Consider the following 16,703-nt stretch of genomic DNA (forward strand, 5'->3'; position numbering starts at 1 on the left):
CAAACCATCAGAGGAGGGAACGCCATGCGCATGACGGGCAAATCACCCATTCTTGCTGCGATGCTCGTCGCCCCGCTCGTATTAACGGGTTGCGGATACGGGAAGACAACAGGTTCTAACATCAATCCAGCGCCAACCAGTGTTAATCATACGAAATCAGGAGATACGGCAAAATCGCCAACTAAGGAAAGTACTAACGCGACACAAACAAGTGCTCAATTGCATCAAACGGAAATTTACCTCATTGATAAAAATGGGCATGTTGCTCCACAATTCTTAGAATTACCAGCGACGAAGACAGTGGCTCAGCAGGCTCTAAATTACATGGTCAAAGATGGACCGGTAACCGATCTTCTTCCTAATAGTTTTCAGGCTGTTTTACCACCTGGAACCACATCCAAGCTGAACTTGAAATCGGATGGCACACTGGTGGCTGATTTTTCAAAAGAATTTTTGAACTATGATCCAAAGTATGAGACACAAATGCTTCAAGCGATCACTTGGACGCTCACACAGTTCGATAATGTAAAACGGGTTCAACTAAGAGTCAATGGCCAGGATTTAACCCAGATGCCAGCGACGAAGACGTCCGTTGACCCTAGTGGTTTAACACGGGCAGATGGCATCAACAATGATCTTGGGAATGTGACTGATGTAACGGGAAGTGAAAATACCACGGTGTATTACTTGTCTCAAACCACGAGCGGTAAGACCTATTATGTTCCCGTTACAGAAAGAATAAATGGCTCAACCGATGATCTTGCAACCGTTGTTAATACGGTAGTTAACGGTCCGACGAGCGATTCAACCTTGATGTCGCCATTTGGAACGGACGTCAGTCTTGTGTCAGACCCTCAAGTCAAGGACGGGGTGGCGACACTTAACTTCAATGAGAATTTTTATTCGAATTCCAAAAGTAAAACAGTTAGTGATGAGGCGGTAAATGTGCTCGCTTTATCATTGATTGGTAAAGACGGTATTTCCAAAGTGAGCATTGAAGTCAATGGAAACAGTAAAATGACACTGGACTCTGGAAAAACCTTGACCAAACCGGTCAGCCTTCCTGTTGTGAATAAAACGGGGGTTTAAAGGATTGCACTCAAATATGGTATAGTTAAGGGGTAGCGATTAGCTGCCTCTTTTTTATACGATTAGAAAGTATAAAATGCGGCTCTATTAAAGAAGATAGAAACGCAAACTTGCCCGAGGCAGTTGTTTTCATTTTGGAGATTTTTTAAGAATGTAAAAAGTTGAAGTGTAAGGATAGGAATTGAGGTCAGGAGGAGGACGTAACCTATGCGTGCTGATGGAAGACAAACAAATGAGTTAAGAAATGTACAGATGATCCCCCACTTTACTATTCATCCGGAAGGTTCTGTTTTAATAACAGTCGGACAAACTAAAGTGATTTGTAATGCAACCATTGAAGAGCGAGTCCCTCCTTTTATGAGAGGACAAGGAAAGGGGTGGGTGACGGCTGAATATAGCATGCTCCCACGTGCCACTGAGCAAAGAACGATCCGCGAATCGAGCAAGGGTAAGGTAAGCGGGAGGACGATGGAAATTCAGCGGCTTATTGGAAGAGCCTTGCGTTCGGTAGTGGACCTGGAAGCTACGGGAGAACGAACCATTTGGATTGATTGCGATGTCATCCAAGCGGACGGCGGGACACGAACAGCCTCCATTACAGGGGCATTTGTTGCCATGGTTTTGGCCTTCAAAAAAGCGATTGAAAAAGGAATAATTAAGTCAATGCCAATTAAGACCTTCATGGCGGCAACCTCTGTTGGGATTCACCCGAAATATGGTCCTATTCTTGACTTGAGCTATGTAGAAGATTCAACCGCTGCAGTTGATATGAATCTTGTCATGACAGGCCATGGAGATTTTGTTGAAATACAAGGGACTGGGGAAGAGGCAACCTTCACTCCTGAGGAATTACATAGCATGCTTGAGCTAGGGAAAAAAGGAATTGAGGAGCTCATCGAGTATCAAAAGCAGATTGTTGGTGCGTTTACCATTCCAGGGGGTCAAAAGAAAAAATGACGACCTTACTGCTTGCAACAACGAATGCAGGGAAAAAAAGAGAATTTGAACACTTGTTTCGTGACTTTGATATTGACCTTAAAACCTTAGCCGATTTCTCGGACGCTCCAGATGTGGAAGAAACCGGTGAGACATTTAAGGAAAATGCAGGGCTGAAAGCGGAGACGATCAGCCGGAGGTATAACATAAGTACGCTTGCCGATGATTCGGGTCTAGCGGTCAAAGCTTTAGGCGGCAGACCGGGTGTCTATTCTGCGCGTTACGCGGGTGTTGAACGAAATGATCAAGCCAACGTGGAAAAAGTATTAGAGGAATTAAAGGACGTCCCTAAGGAGGAGCGTGAGGCAACCTTCTATTGTGTCCTTGCTCTTGCCATTCCTGGAAAAGCCACTCGCTACATAGAAGGGACACTGTCAGGTTATATAACGAAAGAGCCAATCGGGCATGAAGGCTTTGGGTACGACCCGATTTTTTATGTGCCTCACCTTGGAAAGACCCTTGCCGAGTTAACGAGTGATGAAAAAAATAAGATAAGTCACAGAGCTCAAGCGTTTCAAACTTTAAAGGAGCTTTGGCCAGAGATAGAGGGGGATTTGAAGTGAAAGCCCTCATTATGAGCGACACTCATGGTGATGAAGCCATCATTCAAACAGTCTATGAGCGGCACAAAGATGAAGCTGACCTTTTCATTCATTGCGGAGATTCAGAGTTGACTCCTGATCACCCTTTTCTAGCTCCATTTAAAGTGGTGAAAGGAAATGTGGACCGCCAGTCGGGTTTTCCAAACCAAGTGGTGGCAGAAGCGGGTGGATTAAAGTGGCTGGTTTTGCACGGTCACGAAGATGGTGTTCATCGCTCGCCTTTAAATTTAAAATATAAAGCGGAGTCTATAGGTGCCCAAGTGGTTTGTTTTGGCCATACCCACATGCTGGCGGCAGAATACAATGACGGGAAAGTCTATATCAACCCTGGCAGTTTGAGTTCACCAAGGGATCGCAATGAAAAGACTTATGCGATGTGTGAGTGGCAGGGTCCTCATTCGCCGTTTGACATCCATTTCTTCACCGATCAGGGGGAAGAATTAAAAGAATTAAGCCAATCTTTTCCCCTCTAAAACAGAAACTTTCAACGGTTTCTGTTTTTTTATTCCAATGAAGTAAGCGCTTTACTTATTGAGGATTAATTGTATAATAAAACCATAATGTTCGTGCATCAACCAAACTAAGGTTTTTAAAGTCAGAATTATAAAAAAGTAACCTTTTATCAAGCAAGGAAGGGGACGGATTTCAGACAGGCATTTCAAAAGGGGAAGACGTGCTCAACCTCCTTTAATTAAAATGAGATAAGGAGTCGTTGTATGGTTACCATTTACGACATTGCCAAAAAGGCAGGTGTCTCTTCTGCCACCGTTTCAAAGGTTCTAAATGGCTATGCTGATATAAGCTTCAAAACAGCTGAACGTGTTAAGAAAATATGCGAGGTGGAGGGCTACCGTCCGAGTTCTGTTGCTAGAGGATTAGCCACTAAGAAATCGTCGACCATTGGGATCTTCTTCACGGATCACCTTAATTCGGGATTTCGCCATCCTTTTTTACAAGATGTTTTAGCAAGTTTTAAGGAAGTGGTGGGTCGTTCCGGATATGATCTGATCTTCTTCACGGATGATCATCCTGATAACCATCGGATGGGCTATTTAGAGCGCTCCAGTTATCGTCATGTAGAGGGCCTTTTTCTACTGGGAATCTCACGAATGGATCAGCATCTTCAAAGACTTGTAGAATGCAAAGTTCCTTGTGTGGCGGTGGATTTGGATTTGATCGGTCCGCGCTCAAGCTTTTTCGCCTCGGACAATAGGGGAGGGGCTATAAAAGCGGTTGATTATCTGGCTGAGATGGGGCATAAAGAAATAGCGTTTATTTCAGATATTTACTCAACGTTTCCAGGCAAAGAACGCTTAATAGGCTTTCGTGAAGGGATGCAAAAGAATCATTTGACGATCTACTCTGACCGGATTTATAACAGTGATTTTTCTGAACAGGGGGGCTATGAAGCCTGTTTTCAATTATTGGAGAACCCCGCACTTCCCACCGCTATTTTCTGTGGCTGTGACTTAATTGCGCTAGGCGTAATGAAAGCTCTTCATGAAAAAGGAGTCCGAGTTCCTGAGGATGTGTCAGTCATTGGATTCGATGATCTGGAATTACTGCGTTACATAAAACCGGGGCTTACAACGATTGGACAAAACAAAGAGTTATTAGGAAAGTCAGCGGGGGTTGAGCTTCTAAAAATGATTGAGAATCCTAATTATTATCCGAATACATCATGTTTTATTGAAACCGAGCTCGTGATAAGGGAAACAGTGAAAGACGTGCGGCAATAACAAGCTTCTGTTAAAACGCAATTTAGAAAGCGCTTTATTATATATAGAAGAAAGGGTAACTGCTTGAAGGGGGTGAACGCCTGAACTTAAACGGTCTAATAGGGTTTTCAAGAAACGTTTTCTTTTTTGAATCATTTAGACAAGTAAAGGAGTGTCAAACATGAAGGTGAAGATGAAGCTTAAGCACCGCTTAACTCTGTTTTTGGTAATCGTGTTTGCAATGAGTGTCTGTCTTGCCGGGTGCGGAAGTAAAACCAGTTCTTCAACCCCATCAAACGGACCAGGTTCTGACGGGTCTTCTTCCAAAACAGTCGCTCAGCCGTTGACGGTGGGAGCCCCAAATGGCAACTGGCAAGACAACTTTAACCCCTTTTCAGCAAGTGCTGTCTATGGGACGATTGGTTTGATTTATCAGCCACTGTATGTATTTAGCACAATCAGCCATGATGAATATCCTATGCTTGCTACCAAATATGAGTGGATAAATGATAATAAAACCCTCGAAGTGACTTTAAGAACAGGTGTTAAGTGGTCCGATGGGCAGCCTTTTACAGCCGATGATGTGCTCTTCACGTTTAATGATGAGCTTAAGAAATATCCAGCTGCTGATACTTCAGGCATTATGAAGGTAGTCAAATCTGTTGTCAAGAAAAGCGATAATGTCGTGGACTTTAACTTCGATCAACCGAACGTTCCTTTTCAAGAATATGTTTTACAAGCCGCTATTGTACCTGAACACATTTGGAAAAGTTTAGGTGATCCTTCAAAGGTCAACATGACGAAACCAGTAGGAACAGGTCCATATGTCTTGTCTAACTTTACCCCGCAAAATTACACAATGAAAAAGAACACAAGCTTCTATGATGCTTCAAACTATGCCGTTCCAGAAATTAATTTTAAAGCTTATGATTCAAATGAAAGCGCTCAATTGGCCTTAGCCAGCGGTCAGCTCGATTGGGCGGGGATGTTTATTCCGAATGTTGACAAAGTGTATACAGCTAAGAGCAAAGACTATCATTATTGGTTCCCGCCAGCTTCACCGATCATTTTATATCCTAATCTTAAGAACCCGCTTCTTAAAGATGTAAATGTACGTAAAGCGATCAGCCTGGCAATTGACCGTGACAAGATTGTCAAGCAAGCTGAATATGGCTATGCAAACGTCTCTAGTCCAACAGGTGTTCAAATACCTCGTGATAAAGATTTCATTGATCCAAAATATGCCGATCTTCAATATAAACAGGATACGGCTGGGGCCGAAAAAATCCTCCAGGATGCCGGCTACAAAAAAGGCAGCGACGGCATTTACGTCTCTCCATCCGGTAAGAAACTAAGCTTTACCCTCCAAGTCGTATCAGGATGGTCGGATTGGATCACGACTTGTATGCTAATCTCTCAAGACCTCAAGAAGATTGGGATTGATGTAAAAGTCCAACAACCGCAATACGGGGCTTATCAAAGCAATCTTCAAGGCGGCAAATTTGATCTTGCCTTAAGCTGGACGAATCCAGGTGCAACACCTTACAAAACCTTTAAAGATATGTTAAGCACTTCTGGCGGTTGGAATATTGAAGGCTGGAATGATCCAACTACAGAACAAGCTTTGGATCAATTTAAAGGGACAACAGACCCCGCTGTCCAAAAGGCAGCAATGTCCAAAATTGAAGACGTCATGGTTAATCAATTACCAGTCCTCCCTATCTTCTACGGTGAAACATGGTATGAATATACCACCACTCACTATACAGGCTGGCCTGACAACGATCACCAATATGACACACCGACAGTCTTTAACTGGCCACAAGCCGTTGTCGTTATACAGCACCTAAAACCAGTAAGTAAATAAGTAATCTAATAATAAAAAAGGGGAAGCCAGGTCTTTCCCTTTTTTTATCTCAAAGTAAAAAGAAATTTAGTTGTGAAGAAGGCCGGAAACGAAGCCTTAACGCACTTTGTCGGTACTAGAATATTTTTCATATTTTTTTATCAAACCTATTGACATACTCTCGTCTTTTATATATATTAAATATTGTCGTCACAACACGCGGGTGTAGTTTAGTGGCAAAATAAGAGCTTCCCAAGCTCTGGTCGTGGGTTCGATTCCCATCACCCGCTCCATTAACTAATTTGTCCCAGTAGCTCAGCCGGATAGAGCACTTGAATCCGCATCTGTGAGTCCGCTTCGCAGACAACCTCTCACGCGGAAGTATCGAAGAGGTTGACGAACGAATTGATAACAAGAGCAAAGAAGAAGCTATATCTATAATAAAATGTCCCAGTAGCTCAGCTGGATAGAGCACTTGAATCCGCATCTGTGAGTCCGCCTCGCAGACAACCTCTCACGCGGAAGTATCAAAGAGGTTGACGAACGAATTGATAACAAGAGCAAAGAAGAAGCTATATCTATAATAAAATGTCCCAGTAGCTCAGCCGGATAGAGCACTTGAATCCGCATCTGTGAGTCCGCCTCGCAGACAACCTCTCACGCGGAAGTATCGAAGAGGTTGACGAACGAATTGATAACAAGAGCAAAGAAGAAGCTATATCTATAATAAAATGTCCCAGTAGCTCAGCTGGATAGAGCACTTGAATCCGCATCTGTGAGTCCGCTTCGCAGACAACCTCTCACGCGGAAGTATCGAAGAGGTTGTCGAACGAATTGATAACAAGAGCAAAGAAGAAGCTATATCTATAATAAAATGTCCCAGTAGCTCAGCTGGATAGAGCACTTGAATCCGCATCTGTGAGTCCGCTTCGCAGACAACCTCTCACGCGGAAGTATCAAAGAGGTTGACGAACGAATTGATAACAAGAGCAAAGAAGAAGCTATATCTATAATAAAATGTCCCAGTAGCTCAGCTGGATAGAGCACTTGAATCCGCATCTGTGAGTCCGCTTCGCAGACAACCTCTCACGCGGAAGTATCAAAGAGGTTGACGAACGAATTGATAACAAGAGCAAAGAAGAAGCTATATCTATAATAAAATGTCCCAGTAGCTCAGCTGGATAGAGCAACGGCCTTCTAAGCCGTCGGTCGGGAGTTCGAATCTCTCCTGGGACGCCATATCATTAATTTTGAATACGATCAGTATTTTATATAACGTCTAGAATCCTTTATTTATAAGGGAATCTGACGTTTTTTCTTTTTTAAAGAATAAGATAGAAAACGATATAAAATAGAATTGTTTTACACAAATTTTACACACCTTTATACAGCATCTTCGAGTATTTCAGTTGTGGATTCTTCATCTTCATCACGCAGCTCCTTTAATACATGTCTATATATCGCATTTGTAGTATTTGTATCTTTATGTCCAGCACGTTCCGATACATAAGGCAAGGATACCTTCTTATAAAGCAATACACTAATGTGTGTATGCCGTAATCCATGTACAGTGATCTCCTCCATATTCAATTCGGTAAGGAGCGCTTTTAAAGCTTTGTTCATTCCATTATTACTAATGACTTGGTATTTCGATTGAGTACTGTAAAAAACCAGGTCATTTGGATTCTTAGGGGTCTTATCGAATAGTTCTTTAAAGGCCTTCATTGTCTTCTTGTCCATTTTAATCAATCGAACAGATTGTTCATTTTTAGTCGGACCAAATCCAGTAGGCATTTTATTTGTATAACCCCAAGTTTTATTGATATGGATTTTATTAGTTTTGAAATTAAAATCACTTCTGGTTAGACCAGCTAATTCACCAAAGCGCATTCCAGATGTCAAGGCCAACAACATAGCGTAATTCATTATATTGCTATGATCTAAACTTTTTAATAAATATTTTTGCAGACGTTTAAATTCAAAGTAATTAAGGTGTTTTTCCTCGGGTTTTTTAGGATTTGAACCAGTTAATTGTGCACCTCTTGTAAAATCCACCCTGATGATCCCTTCGTCCACAGCTTCTCTCACGCAAGCTCTTATATGTGAGTTTATTTTTTTGGATGTAGCTAGACCATGAGTCTTTCCGTATTTGTTTAAAAACTCTTGATAGGATCGTTTGGTCACATCTTGGATATAAACCCCTAAGAACTCTTGTTTAATCGTTTCTAGTGTCACTAGATAACGTGCACGAGTGTTTTTTCCTATCTTAGGTTTAAACAGATTGAGCCAGGTCTCAAAATACTCAGCAAAAATAACCTTTTTCATGCTAATAGGGGATAATCCCTTATTTAACTGAGATTCAACCTCAGCAGCTGCCACCTGGGCTTCTTTCTTGGTTTTAAATCCTCCTTTACGAATGGGGGATGATTTACCATTAACTGTTCGGCTCACGGTATACTGCCATGTCTTACCTCGTTTTTGATAACTCGCCATTTTATTATCACCTCCTTTCAAATCTTCAGCTTACATATAGCGGATCCAACATTAATGTTTCACCATCAACTAAAGTGTAAATTCCAAGCCTATCTTTGTATCTATCCAACGCATGTTGTAAAAACTCTTCTGTGACACCGAGATATTCAGCAAGCTCATAACGATTTTTTATGCCTTCTTTTTGAGCTTGTATTATTTTATTTAAAGGAATTAGTTTTTCATATGCCCACGATCTCGCTCTAAGTTCTTGCTTTCTATTCATGATTGAATTTTGGTTTAAAATGTCACCACTAGTTGTAAAGTGGTGACCTAATTCTTCAGCAAGAATACAAGCTTTCTCGATGGTACTTTTAATTTTTTTATTAATCCAGATTACATTATCAGAATATAGACCCTTGATAGATCCCTGAATGTGCTCTTCTTGCACATCTATGTTTAGGTTTAAGCATTCTGAAAGAAGAGCCTTATACATAATTACAACTCCTTATTTATCTCTCTTAGACCTTACATATTCTTTAAATCTTTCTATTTCATCTAATTCTTCTTCTGTCCAGTCTTCCTCATCATGATGTGCTGCAATAGTATTTATATCTTCTTGGCCATCAGCCATTTTTTCTAATTGATCAGTTGTAATCCCCAATCCTTTACAAACTTTCAATACATTATCAACAGAAGCATTACCTATTCCTCGTTCTAACATCGAACGCAGTGTTGTATATGGCATTTCTATATGATCAGCAAATGCTTTCATAGTTGGGAAGTTGTCATTTATTAAATTCCTAATAATTTCCGTTCTTACGTCCTTCAAAGTGTTCTCCTCCGACCTATTATTATACGAAAAATCGTATTTATAATTCCATTATATAGATAAATAGGCGGATGTAAATAGTTAAAATACGAATTTGAGAATTATTTTTAGAAATTTTGTTGACTTAATACGAAATTGAGTATAATATAAACACAAGATACGAAATTGAGTATCGAACAAGACGTGAAGGAGGTTTAAACTTGTTAAAAAATTTGAAAGCCGAGATGGCAAGAAAAAACGTTAAGGGTAAAGATTTGGCTTTGCTTTTAGGCTGTCGTGTTGCAACTGTTTACGACAAGATGAATGGCCATTATGGTTTTTCTTTCTATGAAGCGTTGGCTATAAAAAATCATTTTTTCCCCGAATACGATCTGGAGTATTTGTTCCATCAAGAACAAGAAGCGGAGGAGCTGAAGCAACTAAATGCAACAACTTGAAGTTAAGCTATCCGTCCCAATTCCAGAAGATATGGTTCTTGTCACAAAGGTCGAGCTTATACAGTTAAAACGTAATGAATTAGCCGGTGTTTATTGGAACATGAAAGACCTGGAACAACGGATCAATCGCAAACAAGAGTGGATAAAAGAGAACGTGCTTTATCCCACAAGATTTAGACAAGTGTTAGATAGCGACAAAGGTGGATTTGTTTTTTACCCAAAATCAAAAGGTCAAACATGGTCGTTCCAGGCATCTAAAATGTCGGTGTTTCTAGAGAAGAATTTTAGTTTGATCTTTGGGTCTAAATGATGAAAGTAAAGGAGGCTTAAAAATGACAACAGCTAAAACAGAAAGCCTTTTAGAAAGAAATCTAAAGGTCCAGATTCAAATATTTAAAGATCTTGCTGATGATAATACAAAGGATAGTGAAAGGAACAAAAATAAGTTCGGTTATGATGACAGTTATGCTCAATGGTTAGAAGGTAAAGCAACAGCTTTTAATAAAGCAGCATATTTTTTAGAGGATTTGTTGGAGAGATCAAAATGAACCTAAGCAAAGCAGTAAAAAGGATTAATTGGTACACAGAAAAAGTGGCTGATTGCAGAGATGAAAAAAGGTGGAATGGTCGCGGAGAACAGCAGAATAAAAGGGCTCAAAGGTTGATAAGGTACAAATACAAACTAAATGAGCTGCTGCTTAAACGTTAAGTATCCATTTGACAAAAAAAGCGTAGTAAGGAAGGTGATAACTTGAAGGCTCAAATTGTTGAAAATATGATTGATGCTACAATGAGTCCGACTTTGGTTGGGCAACACGTTATGCATGAGGACAACAAAGAATATGTGGTTAAAGAAGTCCTTAGTAAAGACGTGAAGACAAATGGAAGAGGTCAATTCGTTCATGTTACATGGGTAGATATTGATCCCGTTTGACCCATATTGTGTACCAAGGAGAGTGGGGAAATGGAGTTAAAACAGATAATAAGCCACGATTATATTGGGTGTCCTCATTGTGGCTATAAGCATAATGATTTTTGGGAATACATTGAACCGACTGACGAAGAAGGCGAATTTTTAATGGATTGTGAAGGGTGTGGAGAAGAATTTAACGTCAAATTCAGTACGCAAATCACATTCAATACAACTAAGAAACAACCTTAGAAAGGAAGATGAAAATGTCAAAATTTAATGTTTATGCAGTTGTTACGGCTACCAAATATATCGGAGAGTTTGAAGCTGAAACAAAGGAAGAAGCAGAACAAATGGCTTGGGAAAGTGAAGACGCTTATGTTTCGGTTTGTCATCAGTGTGCGAATGAAGTTGATGGTGCTGAAATAGAAAGAATGGTCGTTGAAGAAGAATCTGATGAATAATACGAGGATGTTGGAATCGAGGAAAGAGGAGATTAAATGGATAGTCAAGGGTCTGTTAAAGAATGGCAACAAGTTTGCGTTCAAAAAGATAAAGAAATTGAAAGGCTTTTAAAAGAAATTAGCCATTGGAAAAAGTGTACTGAAAGCGAACAAAAAATTGCTGGCAAACTTCAAAATAAGGTTGAGACGTTCACCAATGGCATTAGAGAAGTAAGTAAATATATCGATGAACATTCAGGTGATGTAGACCACCCAAGAAGATTAACAATGGATGAAACCTTTGAAGTTTTTATGAAATTATCAAGATTACTTTAATGTACATTACGACTAAATAGCGCTCCGGCGCACCTTTTTTTCAACACCTTTTGGACAAGGAGCTTAACTTAATAGTATGTGCAAGTTAATCGAAAAATAGAACCAAGAAGGTGAAAAATAAATGACCAAGATTCTTTCAGGAATCGGTTTAATCATCGCTTGTGTCTATACCATTATTGGGTTTTTCCACAATTGAGGGGAGGTGAGGAAAAGTGAACAGTAACGAAATTGGTCGCAAAAATGAACACGATCAGCTTGAGTTACTTAAAAAATATCTTATCGAGAAAGGGGAGTTCTTAATTGATCACTGTGGAAAGACAATATTCGTCCAACACATCCAACTCAATTCCTAAGAAACTTTTGAAAAACTCTATTTGGATGTTAAAGCATGGGGCACTTGATGTAGATCCAGCGGTCATTAAACCATTGGTTAAGGAGCTTAAAGCCGAAGGGAGGTGAGGATTGTGAAGGCAGTTGAGGATCATCCTGTGGAAGATATGTTTGGTGATGAAATATTATCGGGCGATGTTTACTTCGAATTACATTCAGTAGTAGTACTGGATAAAAATATTAAACGTTACTTAGTTGAGGTGCAAGAAGTTAAATGTTACAAAGCCCAATAAAAAAAGACTACTCTGCCAAGTAGCCTTAAAAAATAATTATCCGAAAACATTATAACACGATTGGAGTGACAATGTTGGGTTATTCCAAAGAAGAGCAAGAAACTACTTTGGTTTTTAACAATGAAGACCGTACCTGGAGTGTTTACTCTACCGTTCCAAAACACATTCGAAAACTCCAAAAGATTACGCAGATAAAATGCCAAGAAGTGCAAGATGGAAAGATACTTGCCGTCAAAGCTACATTATCCGAAAAGCAAGTAAGCATGAAGAAAGAAATCGTGTGGTCAGAGGAAAGAAAGAATGCAGCTTCTAAACGACTGAAACAGAAATCGGGTGAAGCTACATAACATGAAAATATTCTGTTTCATAAATGGTTATGGTCCACAAGGACTATTAGAAGCTGTCGCTCTCTCTGAAGATGGCCAGATCGTTAAATGGTGTTTCACTAATGATGTTCAAAATGCCCAAGTTGAGTTACTGAACAGAAGAAAATATCCTTCTGGATCACAGCCTATATGGGTGTTTGATAAATCAAAAGATGTTGGGTATAAAAAGGCTTTAAAAAAACATGAGGAGGTTCAATATGCTAAATCCGTTGGAGAAAATTGAAATCGATGTATTGGAAGTATTCGAGGAGGAAGTTGTTCAGAAGTTTGAAATCAAGGACCTTGAAAGTCTTAACTGGTCTTTCCGTAAATTGTCCGCGTTGAAATCAAAAGAGAAAGAAATCAAAACACTGGCAAATGTTGAACGTGATCGTATCGCTCAATGGGAACAAGGTGAACTGTCCACAATTTCTAGCAGTCTCGAATTCTTTGAAAATCTTATTTCTGAGTATCATGCAAAGCAACTGGAAGAGGATCCGAAGGCAAAGACACTTTCAACACCTTATGGAAAATCTAAGTCCCGGGCAACGAAGGAAAGTCCTGATAAAGCAGACGAAAGCCAAATCCTTAAGTTTGTGGAAGACAACGGCCTAACTGAGTTTATTAAGCACTCATTGAAATGGTCCGATTTGAAAAAGTCACTCAAGATCGTGGAAGTAAACGGTGTGAAAGTGGCGGTTGATGAAAATGGTCAACAAATTCCAGGTGTAGTAGTAAAGCCTGGTGGAATCTCTTATTCGGTAGAGGTTTAAAATGCAACTCGATCTATTTAGAGAAATTATTGTCGATAACTTTGCCGGGGGTGGAGGAGCATCCACAGGAATTGAGCTTGCCACTGGCTTAAGCGTAGACATCGCAATTAATCATGACCCAGCAGCAATAGCCATGCATAAGGCAAATCATCCTGACACCGAGCATTATTGTGAGTCAGTTTGGGACGTTGATCCAGTTAAAGCAGTCGCCGGAAGAAAAGTTGGACTGGCATGGTTTAGCCCAGATTGTAAGCATTTTTCCAAGGCTAAAGGTGGCAAGCCGGTTAGTAAAAATGTTCGAGGGCTTGCTTGGATCGCGGTTAAATGGGCCATAGCGGTAAGACCAAGAGTGATAATGCTTGAAAACGTTGAAGAGTTTAAAACTTGGGGACCTCTGAAAGACGGTTATCCCGACGAATCGCAAAAAGGAAAGACCTTTCAATCATTCGTGAAATCCTTGGAAGCTTTAGGGTATGAAGTCGAGTTTAAAGAACTGCGAGCATGCGATTATGGAGCGCCAACCACTAGAAAACGATTCTTTATGATCGCTAGATGCGACGGCAAACCAATAACATGGCCGAAACCAACTCATGGTGATCCGCAAAGCCTTTCAGTCCAAGCGGGGCGTTTAAAGCCTTGGAGAGCAGCTTCAGAGATTATTGATTGGGATATTGGAACACCATCAATTTTCACACGTAAAAAGCCTCTTGCTAAAAATAGCATGATACGTATTAAACGAGGCATACAGAAATATGTCATTGATTCAAATAACCCTTATTTGTTGGATGATAAAGCATTTTTTATTCAGCATTACTACACGCACCAAGGAAAAGAAACACGGGCCAGTAGCTTATACGAACCTCTGGCAACGATACCTACAGCAAATCGATTCGGATTAGTCGCTGCTTTCTTAACCAAATATTACGGGTCCGATGTAGGACAGTCGCTGAACGACCCCCTACACACGATTACCACAAAAGATCGGTTCGGATTGGTAACAGTGAAAGGTGAAAATTATCGGATAACAGACATCGGAATGAGGATGTTGCAACCAAGGGAATTGTTTAATGCTCAAGGGTTCCCAGAACATTACATCATCGACCAGGATTTCACGGGAAAGACATATCCAAAGACTGAACAAGTCGCTAGATGTGGAAATGCTGTACCACCACCATTTGCCGAGCAATTAGTTAGATCTAACTTACCAGAATTATGTTCAAGTAATTTGAAAGAGGTGAATTAATTTGGGATTTACTGAGGTTCTAACAATTATATTTATTGTCCTTAAGTTAATAGGAAAAATCGGCTGGAATTGGTTCTTAGTCTTACTCCCTGAGATTATTGCGATTGCTTTTTATATCATCGTGTTGATTATTCAATTAATCCTTTTTTTCAAGTTTAGAAAAAGAGTTAACAAAGCTTTTAAAAATGACTTCTTTAAAAAGTTTTAAAATGATTTGCCCTTACTGTGGAAATGAAGCGAAATTCATGTCTAGTGAAGAGTTCTATGGAAAAGATTATGGTGCCAACCTATATGTATGCCGGCCGTGTAATGCGTATGTTGGTACACATGGTAAAGGGAAGACTCCACTGGGTACTATGGCAAATTACAACCTTAGACAAATGAGAAAAAGAACGCATGCTGCATTTGATCCAATATGGAAATACAAGAGAATGAGTCGTTCTAAAGCTTATCAATGGATGAGTGAAGTTATGAATCTTCCTCCTGATAAAGCACATATAGGAATGTTTGATGAAGAACAATGCTTTGAGTTATTAAAACACATTAGAGCAATATCACTTGTTCATTTTTGAAAGGAGTGAAATTACCTGTAAATGAATAAATCTGAATCAATAGGAGCATTAGCAAAGGCTTTATCTGCCTTTCAAGCAGAGGTTAAACAGCCGACTAAGGATAAGTCTAATCCTTTCTTTAAAAGCAAATATGTACCTCTAGAAAATGTTGTTGAGTCCATTACAAGTATAGCTAATAATCATGGATTGAGTTTCATTCAATACCCATTAAACCAAGATAACAAAGTTGGTGTTGTGACTGTATTGATGCACGAAAGTGGCGAGTATATCGAAAGCGAACCGATTTTTGCGACACCTGTTAAAACAGATGCACAAGCAGCTGGAAGTATTATAACTTATTTAAAACGTTATAGTCTTTCCGCAATGTTTGGTATTACATCTGATGAAGATGACGATGGTAATTCAGCTAGTCAACAAAAAGAAGAAGAAAATATTGAATTTTAGGGGGAAATTAAATGTTTAAAGTAGATCACGAACAAGCGAAAGGTTTTGAACCAATTAAACCAGGAGAGTACGAGGTAACAGTTGTAAATTACGAACTTAAGAAGGCTGCTTCTGGTAATAATCAAGTCGTCATGGATTATGAAATTCGCAGTGATTTTGAACAACCCTGCCAAGGTCAAAAAATTCTTTTTGATAACTTCACAGTGACAGAAAAAGCTATGTGGAGATTTCATGCAGCATCTAAAGCAGCTGGAATGCCAAATGGTAAACAGTACAAAAGCTATAAAGAATGGGCAGAAGCAATGCTTAACCAACCACTTCGATTGGTTGTAGGAGAACGTGAGCATAACGGAAAAAAATACCCACAAGTGAATGGATTTAAACTTTCGGAGGCTCCATTACCTGATGTACCAACCGTTGATGATTCGGAAGTTCCGTTCTGATGAAGGAAATTTGGAAAGATGTTGTTGGTTATGAAGGACTTTATGAAGTTAGTAATAAAGGACAGGTAAGAACTAAATTAGGAAAAACAACATATTCCAAAAGACACGGAAAAAGAGTTTGGAAACAAAGAGTTATGAAACAAAAAGTAAGTAAAGCAGATGGATCGCATAGAGTTTGTCTGTACAAAAACAAAAAGGCTACTACCTATCTAGTCCATAGGTTGGTAGCCGAATCCTTCATAGAAAAAATCGAAGGTAAAGAATATATAAACCATATAGACGGCAATAGACATAATAATTACGCTGAAAATCTTGAGTGGTGCAACCACAAAGAAAATAACAATCATGCCTTTGATAATGGTTTGATAACTTCTTCTCATAAAGTAATATTGATAGATTTAAACACAAAAGAAGAACATGAGTTTAGAAGTAAATCAAAAGCTAGTGAGTTTTTAGGTAAAAACAATGGATACATCTCTGCTTTATCTAAAAAAGGTAAATTATTTTATAAAAACTATAGGATATTGTTCAATGAGGCGAATTGAATAGGAGGGGGCAATAT

At 39.5% G+C, this 16,703-nt stretch carries 27 protein-coding genes and 2 tRNA genes; 26 read left to right on the forward strand and 3 right to left on the reverse strand.

Annotated elements, in window-relative coordinates:
• The first annotated feature begins 24 nt into the window (after positions 1-24).
• The 8 genes from PU629_RS06180 to PU629_RS06215 all read left to right on the forward strand — a co-directional run bounded on the left by PU629_RS06180 (position 25) and on the right by PU629_RS06215 (position 7,490).
• The gene (locus PU629_RS06180; protein ID WP_275283416.1) at positions 25-1,089 is read left to right on the forward strand and encodes a GerMN domain-containing protein; all 1,065 of its coding nucleotides are present in this window, start codon (positions 25-27) and stop codon (positions 1,087-1,089) included.
• A gap of 207 nt (positions 1,090-1,296) precedes the next feature.
• The gene (gene rph / locus PU629_RS06185; protein ID WP_275283417.1) at positions 1,297-2,046 is read left to right on the forward strand and encodes a ribonuclease PH; all 750 of its coding nucleotides are present in this window, start codon (positions 1,297-1,299) and stop codon (positions 2,044-2,046) included.
• On the forward strand, positions 2,043-2,648 hold the full coding sequence (locus tag PU629_RS06190) for an XTP/dITP diphosphatase (protein ID WP_275283418.1): 606 nt from the start codon (positions 2,043-2,045) through the stop codon (positions 2,646-2,648). Before rph ends, PU629_RS06190 begins: the two co-directional genes overlap by 4 nt.
• A complete protein-coding gene (locus tag PU629_RS06195; protein WP_275283419.1) occupies positions 2,645-3,160 on the forward strand; it encodes a metallophosphoesterase family protein in 516 nt (171 codons plus the stop codon). The genes PU629_RS06190 and PU629_RS06195 overlap by 4 nt, the downstream gene beginning before the upstream one ends.
• A 243-nt stretch (positions 3,161-3,403) precedes the next feature.
• On the forward strand, positions 3,404-4,426 hold the full coding sequence (locus tag PU629_RS06200) for a LacI family DNA-binding transcriptional regulator (protein ID WP_275283420.1): 1,023 nt from the start codon (positions 3,404-3,406) through the stop codon (positions 4,424-4,426).
• Between the two features lie 160 nt (positions 4,427-4,586).
• Complete coding sequence (locus PU629_RS06205; protein WP_275283421.1) at positions 4,587-6,272, forward strand: ABC transporter substrate-binding protein; 1,686 nt, start codon at positions 4,587-4,589, stop codon at positions 6,270-6,272.
• Between the two features lie 198 nt (positions 6,273-6,470).
• Positions 6,471-6,544: transfer RNA gene (locus tag PU629_RS06210), tRNA-Gly, on the forward strand.
• Positions 6,545-7,413: 869 nt separating this feature from the next.
• Positions 7,414-7,490, forward strand: a tRNA-Arg gene (locus tag PU629_RS06215).
• A 144-nt stretch (positions 7,491-7,634) separates the two neighbouring features.
• Here PU629_RS06215 and PU629_RS06220 read toward each other — a convergent pair.
• From PU629_RS06220 to PU629_RS06230, 3 genes are read right to left on the reverse strand one after another with little or no spacing between them, the layout of a single operon-like run.
• Positions 7,635-8,744 (reverse strand): site-specific integrase, encoded by a 1,110-nt coding sequence (locus PU629_RS06220; protein ID WP_275283422.1) that lies wholly within the window; start codon positions 8,742-8,744, stop codon positions 7,635-7,637.
• Between the two features lie 25 nt (positions 8,745-8,769).
• A complete protein-coding gene (locus PU629_RS06225) occupies positions 8,770-9,216 on the reverse strand; it encodes an ImmA/IrrE family metallo-endopeptidase (protein WP_275283423.1) in 447 nt (148 codons plus the stop codon).
• 12 nt (positions 9,217-9,228) lie between these two features.
• The gene (locus PU629_RS06230) at positions 9,229-9,552 is read right to left on the reverse strand and encodes a helix-turn-helix domain-containing protein (protein WP_275283424.1); all 324 of its coding nucleotides are present in this window, start codon (positions 9,550-9,552) and stop codon (positions 9,229-9,231) included.
• Positions 9,553-9,752: 200 nt separating this feature from the next.
• Here PU629_RS06230 and PU629_RS06235 point away from each other — a divergent pair, with 200 nt between their 5' ends.
• The 18 genes from PU629_RS06235 to PU629_RS06320 all read left to right on the forward strand — a co-directional run bounded on the left by PU629_RS06235 (position 9,753) and on the right by PU629_RS06320 (position 16,686).
• Positions 9,753-9,989: an XRE family transcriptional regulator gene (locus PU629_RS06235; RefSeq protein WP_275283425.1), complete on the forward strand. Its 237-nt coding sequence runs from the start codon at positions 9,753-9,755 to the stop codon at positions 9,987-9,989.
• Entirely contained in the window at positions 9,976-10,299 is a 324-nt protein-coding gene (locus tag PU629_RS06240; protein WP_275283426.1) for a DUF771 domain-containing protein, read from the forward strand. Before PU629_RS06235 ends, PU629_RS06240 begins: the two co-directional genes overlap by 14 nt.
• 22 nt (positions 10,300-10,321) lie before the next feature.
• Positions 10,322-10,537 (forward strand): hypothetical protein, encoded by a 216-nt coding sequence (locus tag PU629_RS06245; protein WP_275283427.1) that lies wholly within the window; start codon positions 10,322-10,324, stop codon positions 10,535-10,537.
• Between the two features lie 203 nt (positions 10,538-10,740).
• Positions 10,741-10,923 carry a hypothetical protein gene (locus tag PU629_RS06250; RefSeq protein WP_275283428.1) on the forward strand — a complete coding sequence of 61 codons (183 nt, stop codon included), beginning with the start codon at positions 10,741-10,743 and terminating at the stop codon, positions 10,921-10,923.
• Positions 10,924-10,953: 30 nt separating this feature from the next.
• Positions 10,954-11,151: a hypothetical protein gene (locus PU629_RS06255; RefSeq protein ID WP_275283429.1), complete on the forward strand. Its 198-nt coding sequence runs from the start codon at positions 10,954-10,956 to the stop codon at positions 11,149-11,151.
• A gap of 14 nt (positions 11,152-11,165) precedes the next feature.
• On the forward strand, positions 11,166-11,363 hold the full coding sequence (locus PU629_RS06260; RefSeq protein WP_275283430.1) for a hypothetical protein: 198 nt from the start codon (positions 11,166-11,168) through the stop codon (positions 11,361-11,363).
• 36 nt (positions 11,364-11,399) lie between these two features.
• Complete coding sequence (locus tag PU629_RS06265) at positions 11,400-11,678, forward strand: hypothetical protein (protein WP_275283431.1); 279 nt, start codon at positions 11,400-11,402, stop codon at positions 11,676-11,678.
• A 212-nt stretch (positions 11,679-11,890) separates the two neighbouring features.
• A complete protein-coding gene (locus PU629_RS06270; protein ID WP_275283432.1) occupies positions 11,891-12,031 on the forward strand; it encodes a hypothetical protein in 141 nt (46 codons plus the stop codon).
• A 111-nt stretch (positions 12,032-12,142) separates the two neighbouring features.
• Entirely contained in the window at positions 12,143-12,301 is a 159-nt protein-coding gene (locus PU629_RS06275; protein ID WP_275283433.1) for a YqaI family protein, read from the forward strand.
• A gap of 74 nt (positions 12,302-12,375) precedes the next feature.
• The gene (locus PU629_RS06280; RefSeq protein ID WP_481900481.1) at positions 12,376-12,648 is read left to right on the forward strand and encodes a hypothetical protein; all 273 of its coding nucleotides are present in this window, start codon (positions 12,376-12,378) and stop codon (positions 12,646-12,648) included.
• A gap of 1 nt (position 12,649) precedes the next feature.
• Entirely contained in the window at positions 12,650-12,910 is a 261-nt protein-coding gene (locus PU629_RS06285) for a hypothetical protein (RefSeq protein WP_275283435.1), read from the forward strand.
• Positions 12,885-13,439, forward strand: coding sequence for a host-nuclease inhibitor Gam family protein (locus PU629_RS06290; protein ID WP_275283436.1), 555 nt, complete (start codon positions 12,885-12,887; stop codon positions 13,437-13,439). The genes PU629_RS06285 and PU629_RS06290 overlap by 26 nt, the downstream gene beginning before the upstream one ends.
• Position 13,440: 1 nt before the next feature.
• A complete protein-coding gene (locus PU629_RS06295; RefSeq protein ID WP_275283437.1) occupies positions 13,441-14,682 on the forward strand; it encodes a DNA cytosine methyltransferase in 1,242 nt (413 codons plus the stop codon).
• A 1-nt stretch (position 14,683) separates the two neighbouring features.
• Positions 14,684-14,890, forward strand: coding sequence for a hypothetical protein (locus tag PU629_RS06300; RefSeq protein ID WP_275283438.1), 207 nt, complete (start codon positions 14,684-14,686; stop codon positions 14,888-14,890).
• A 37-nt stretch (positions 14,891-14,927) separates the two neighbouring features.
• On the forward strand, positions 14,928-15,254 hold the full coding sequence (locus tag PU629_RS06305; RefSeq protein ID WP_275283439.1) for a zinc-finger-containing protein: 327 nt from the start codon (positions 14,928-14,930) through the stop codon (positions 15,252-15,254).
• A 21-nt stretch (positions 15,255-15,275) separates the two neighbouring features.
• Entirely contained in the window at positions 15,276-15,698 is a 423-nt protein-coding gene (locus PU629_RS06310; protein ID WP_275283440.1) for an ERF family protein, read from the forward strand.
• Between the two features lie 11 nt (positions 15,699-15,709).
• The gene (locus tag PU629_RS06315) at positions 15,710-16,141 is read left to right on the forward strand and encodes a DUF669 domain-containing protein (RefSeq protein ID WP_275283441.1); all 432 of its coding nucleotides are present in this window, start codon (positions 15,710-15,712) and stop codon (positions 16,139-16,141) included.
• Positions 16,141-16,686 (forward strand): NUMOD4 domain-containing protein, encoded by a 546-nt coding sequence (locus PU629_RS06320; RefSeq protein ID WP_275283442.1) that lies wholly within the window; start codon positions 16,141-16,143, stop codon positions 16,684-16,686. Before PU629_RS06315 ends, PU629_RS06320 begins: the two co-directional genes overlap by 1 nt.
• Positions 16,687-16,703 lie beyond the last annotated feature (17 nt).

The sequence above is a fragment of the Pullulanibacillus sp. KACC 23026 genome, assembly GCF_029094525.1.
Lineage (GTDB): Bacteria > Bacillota > Bacilli > Bacillales > Sporolactobacillaceae > KACC-23026.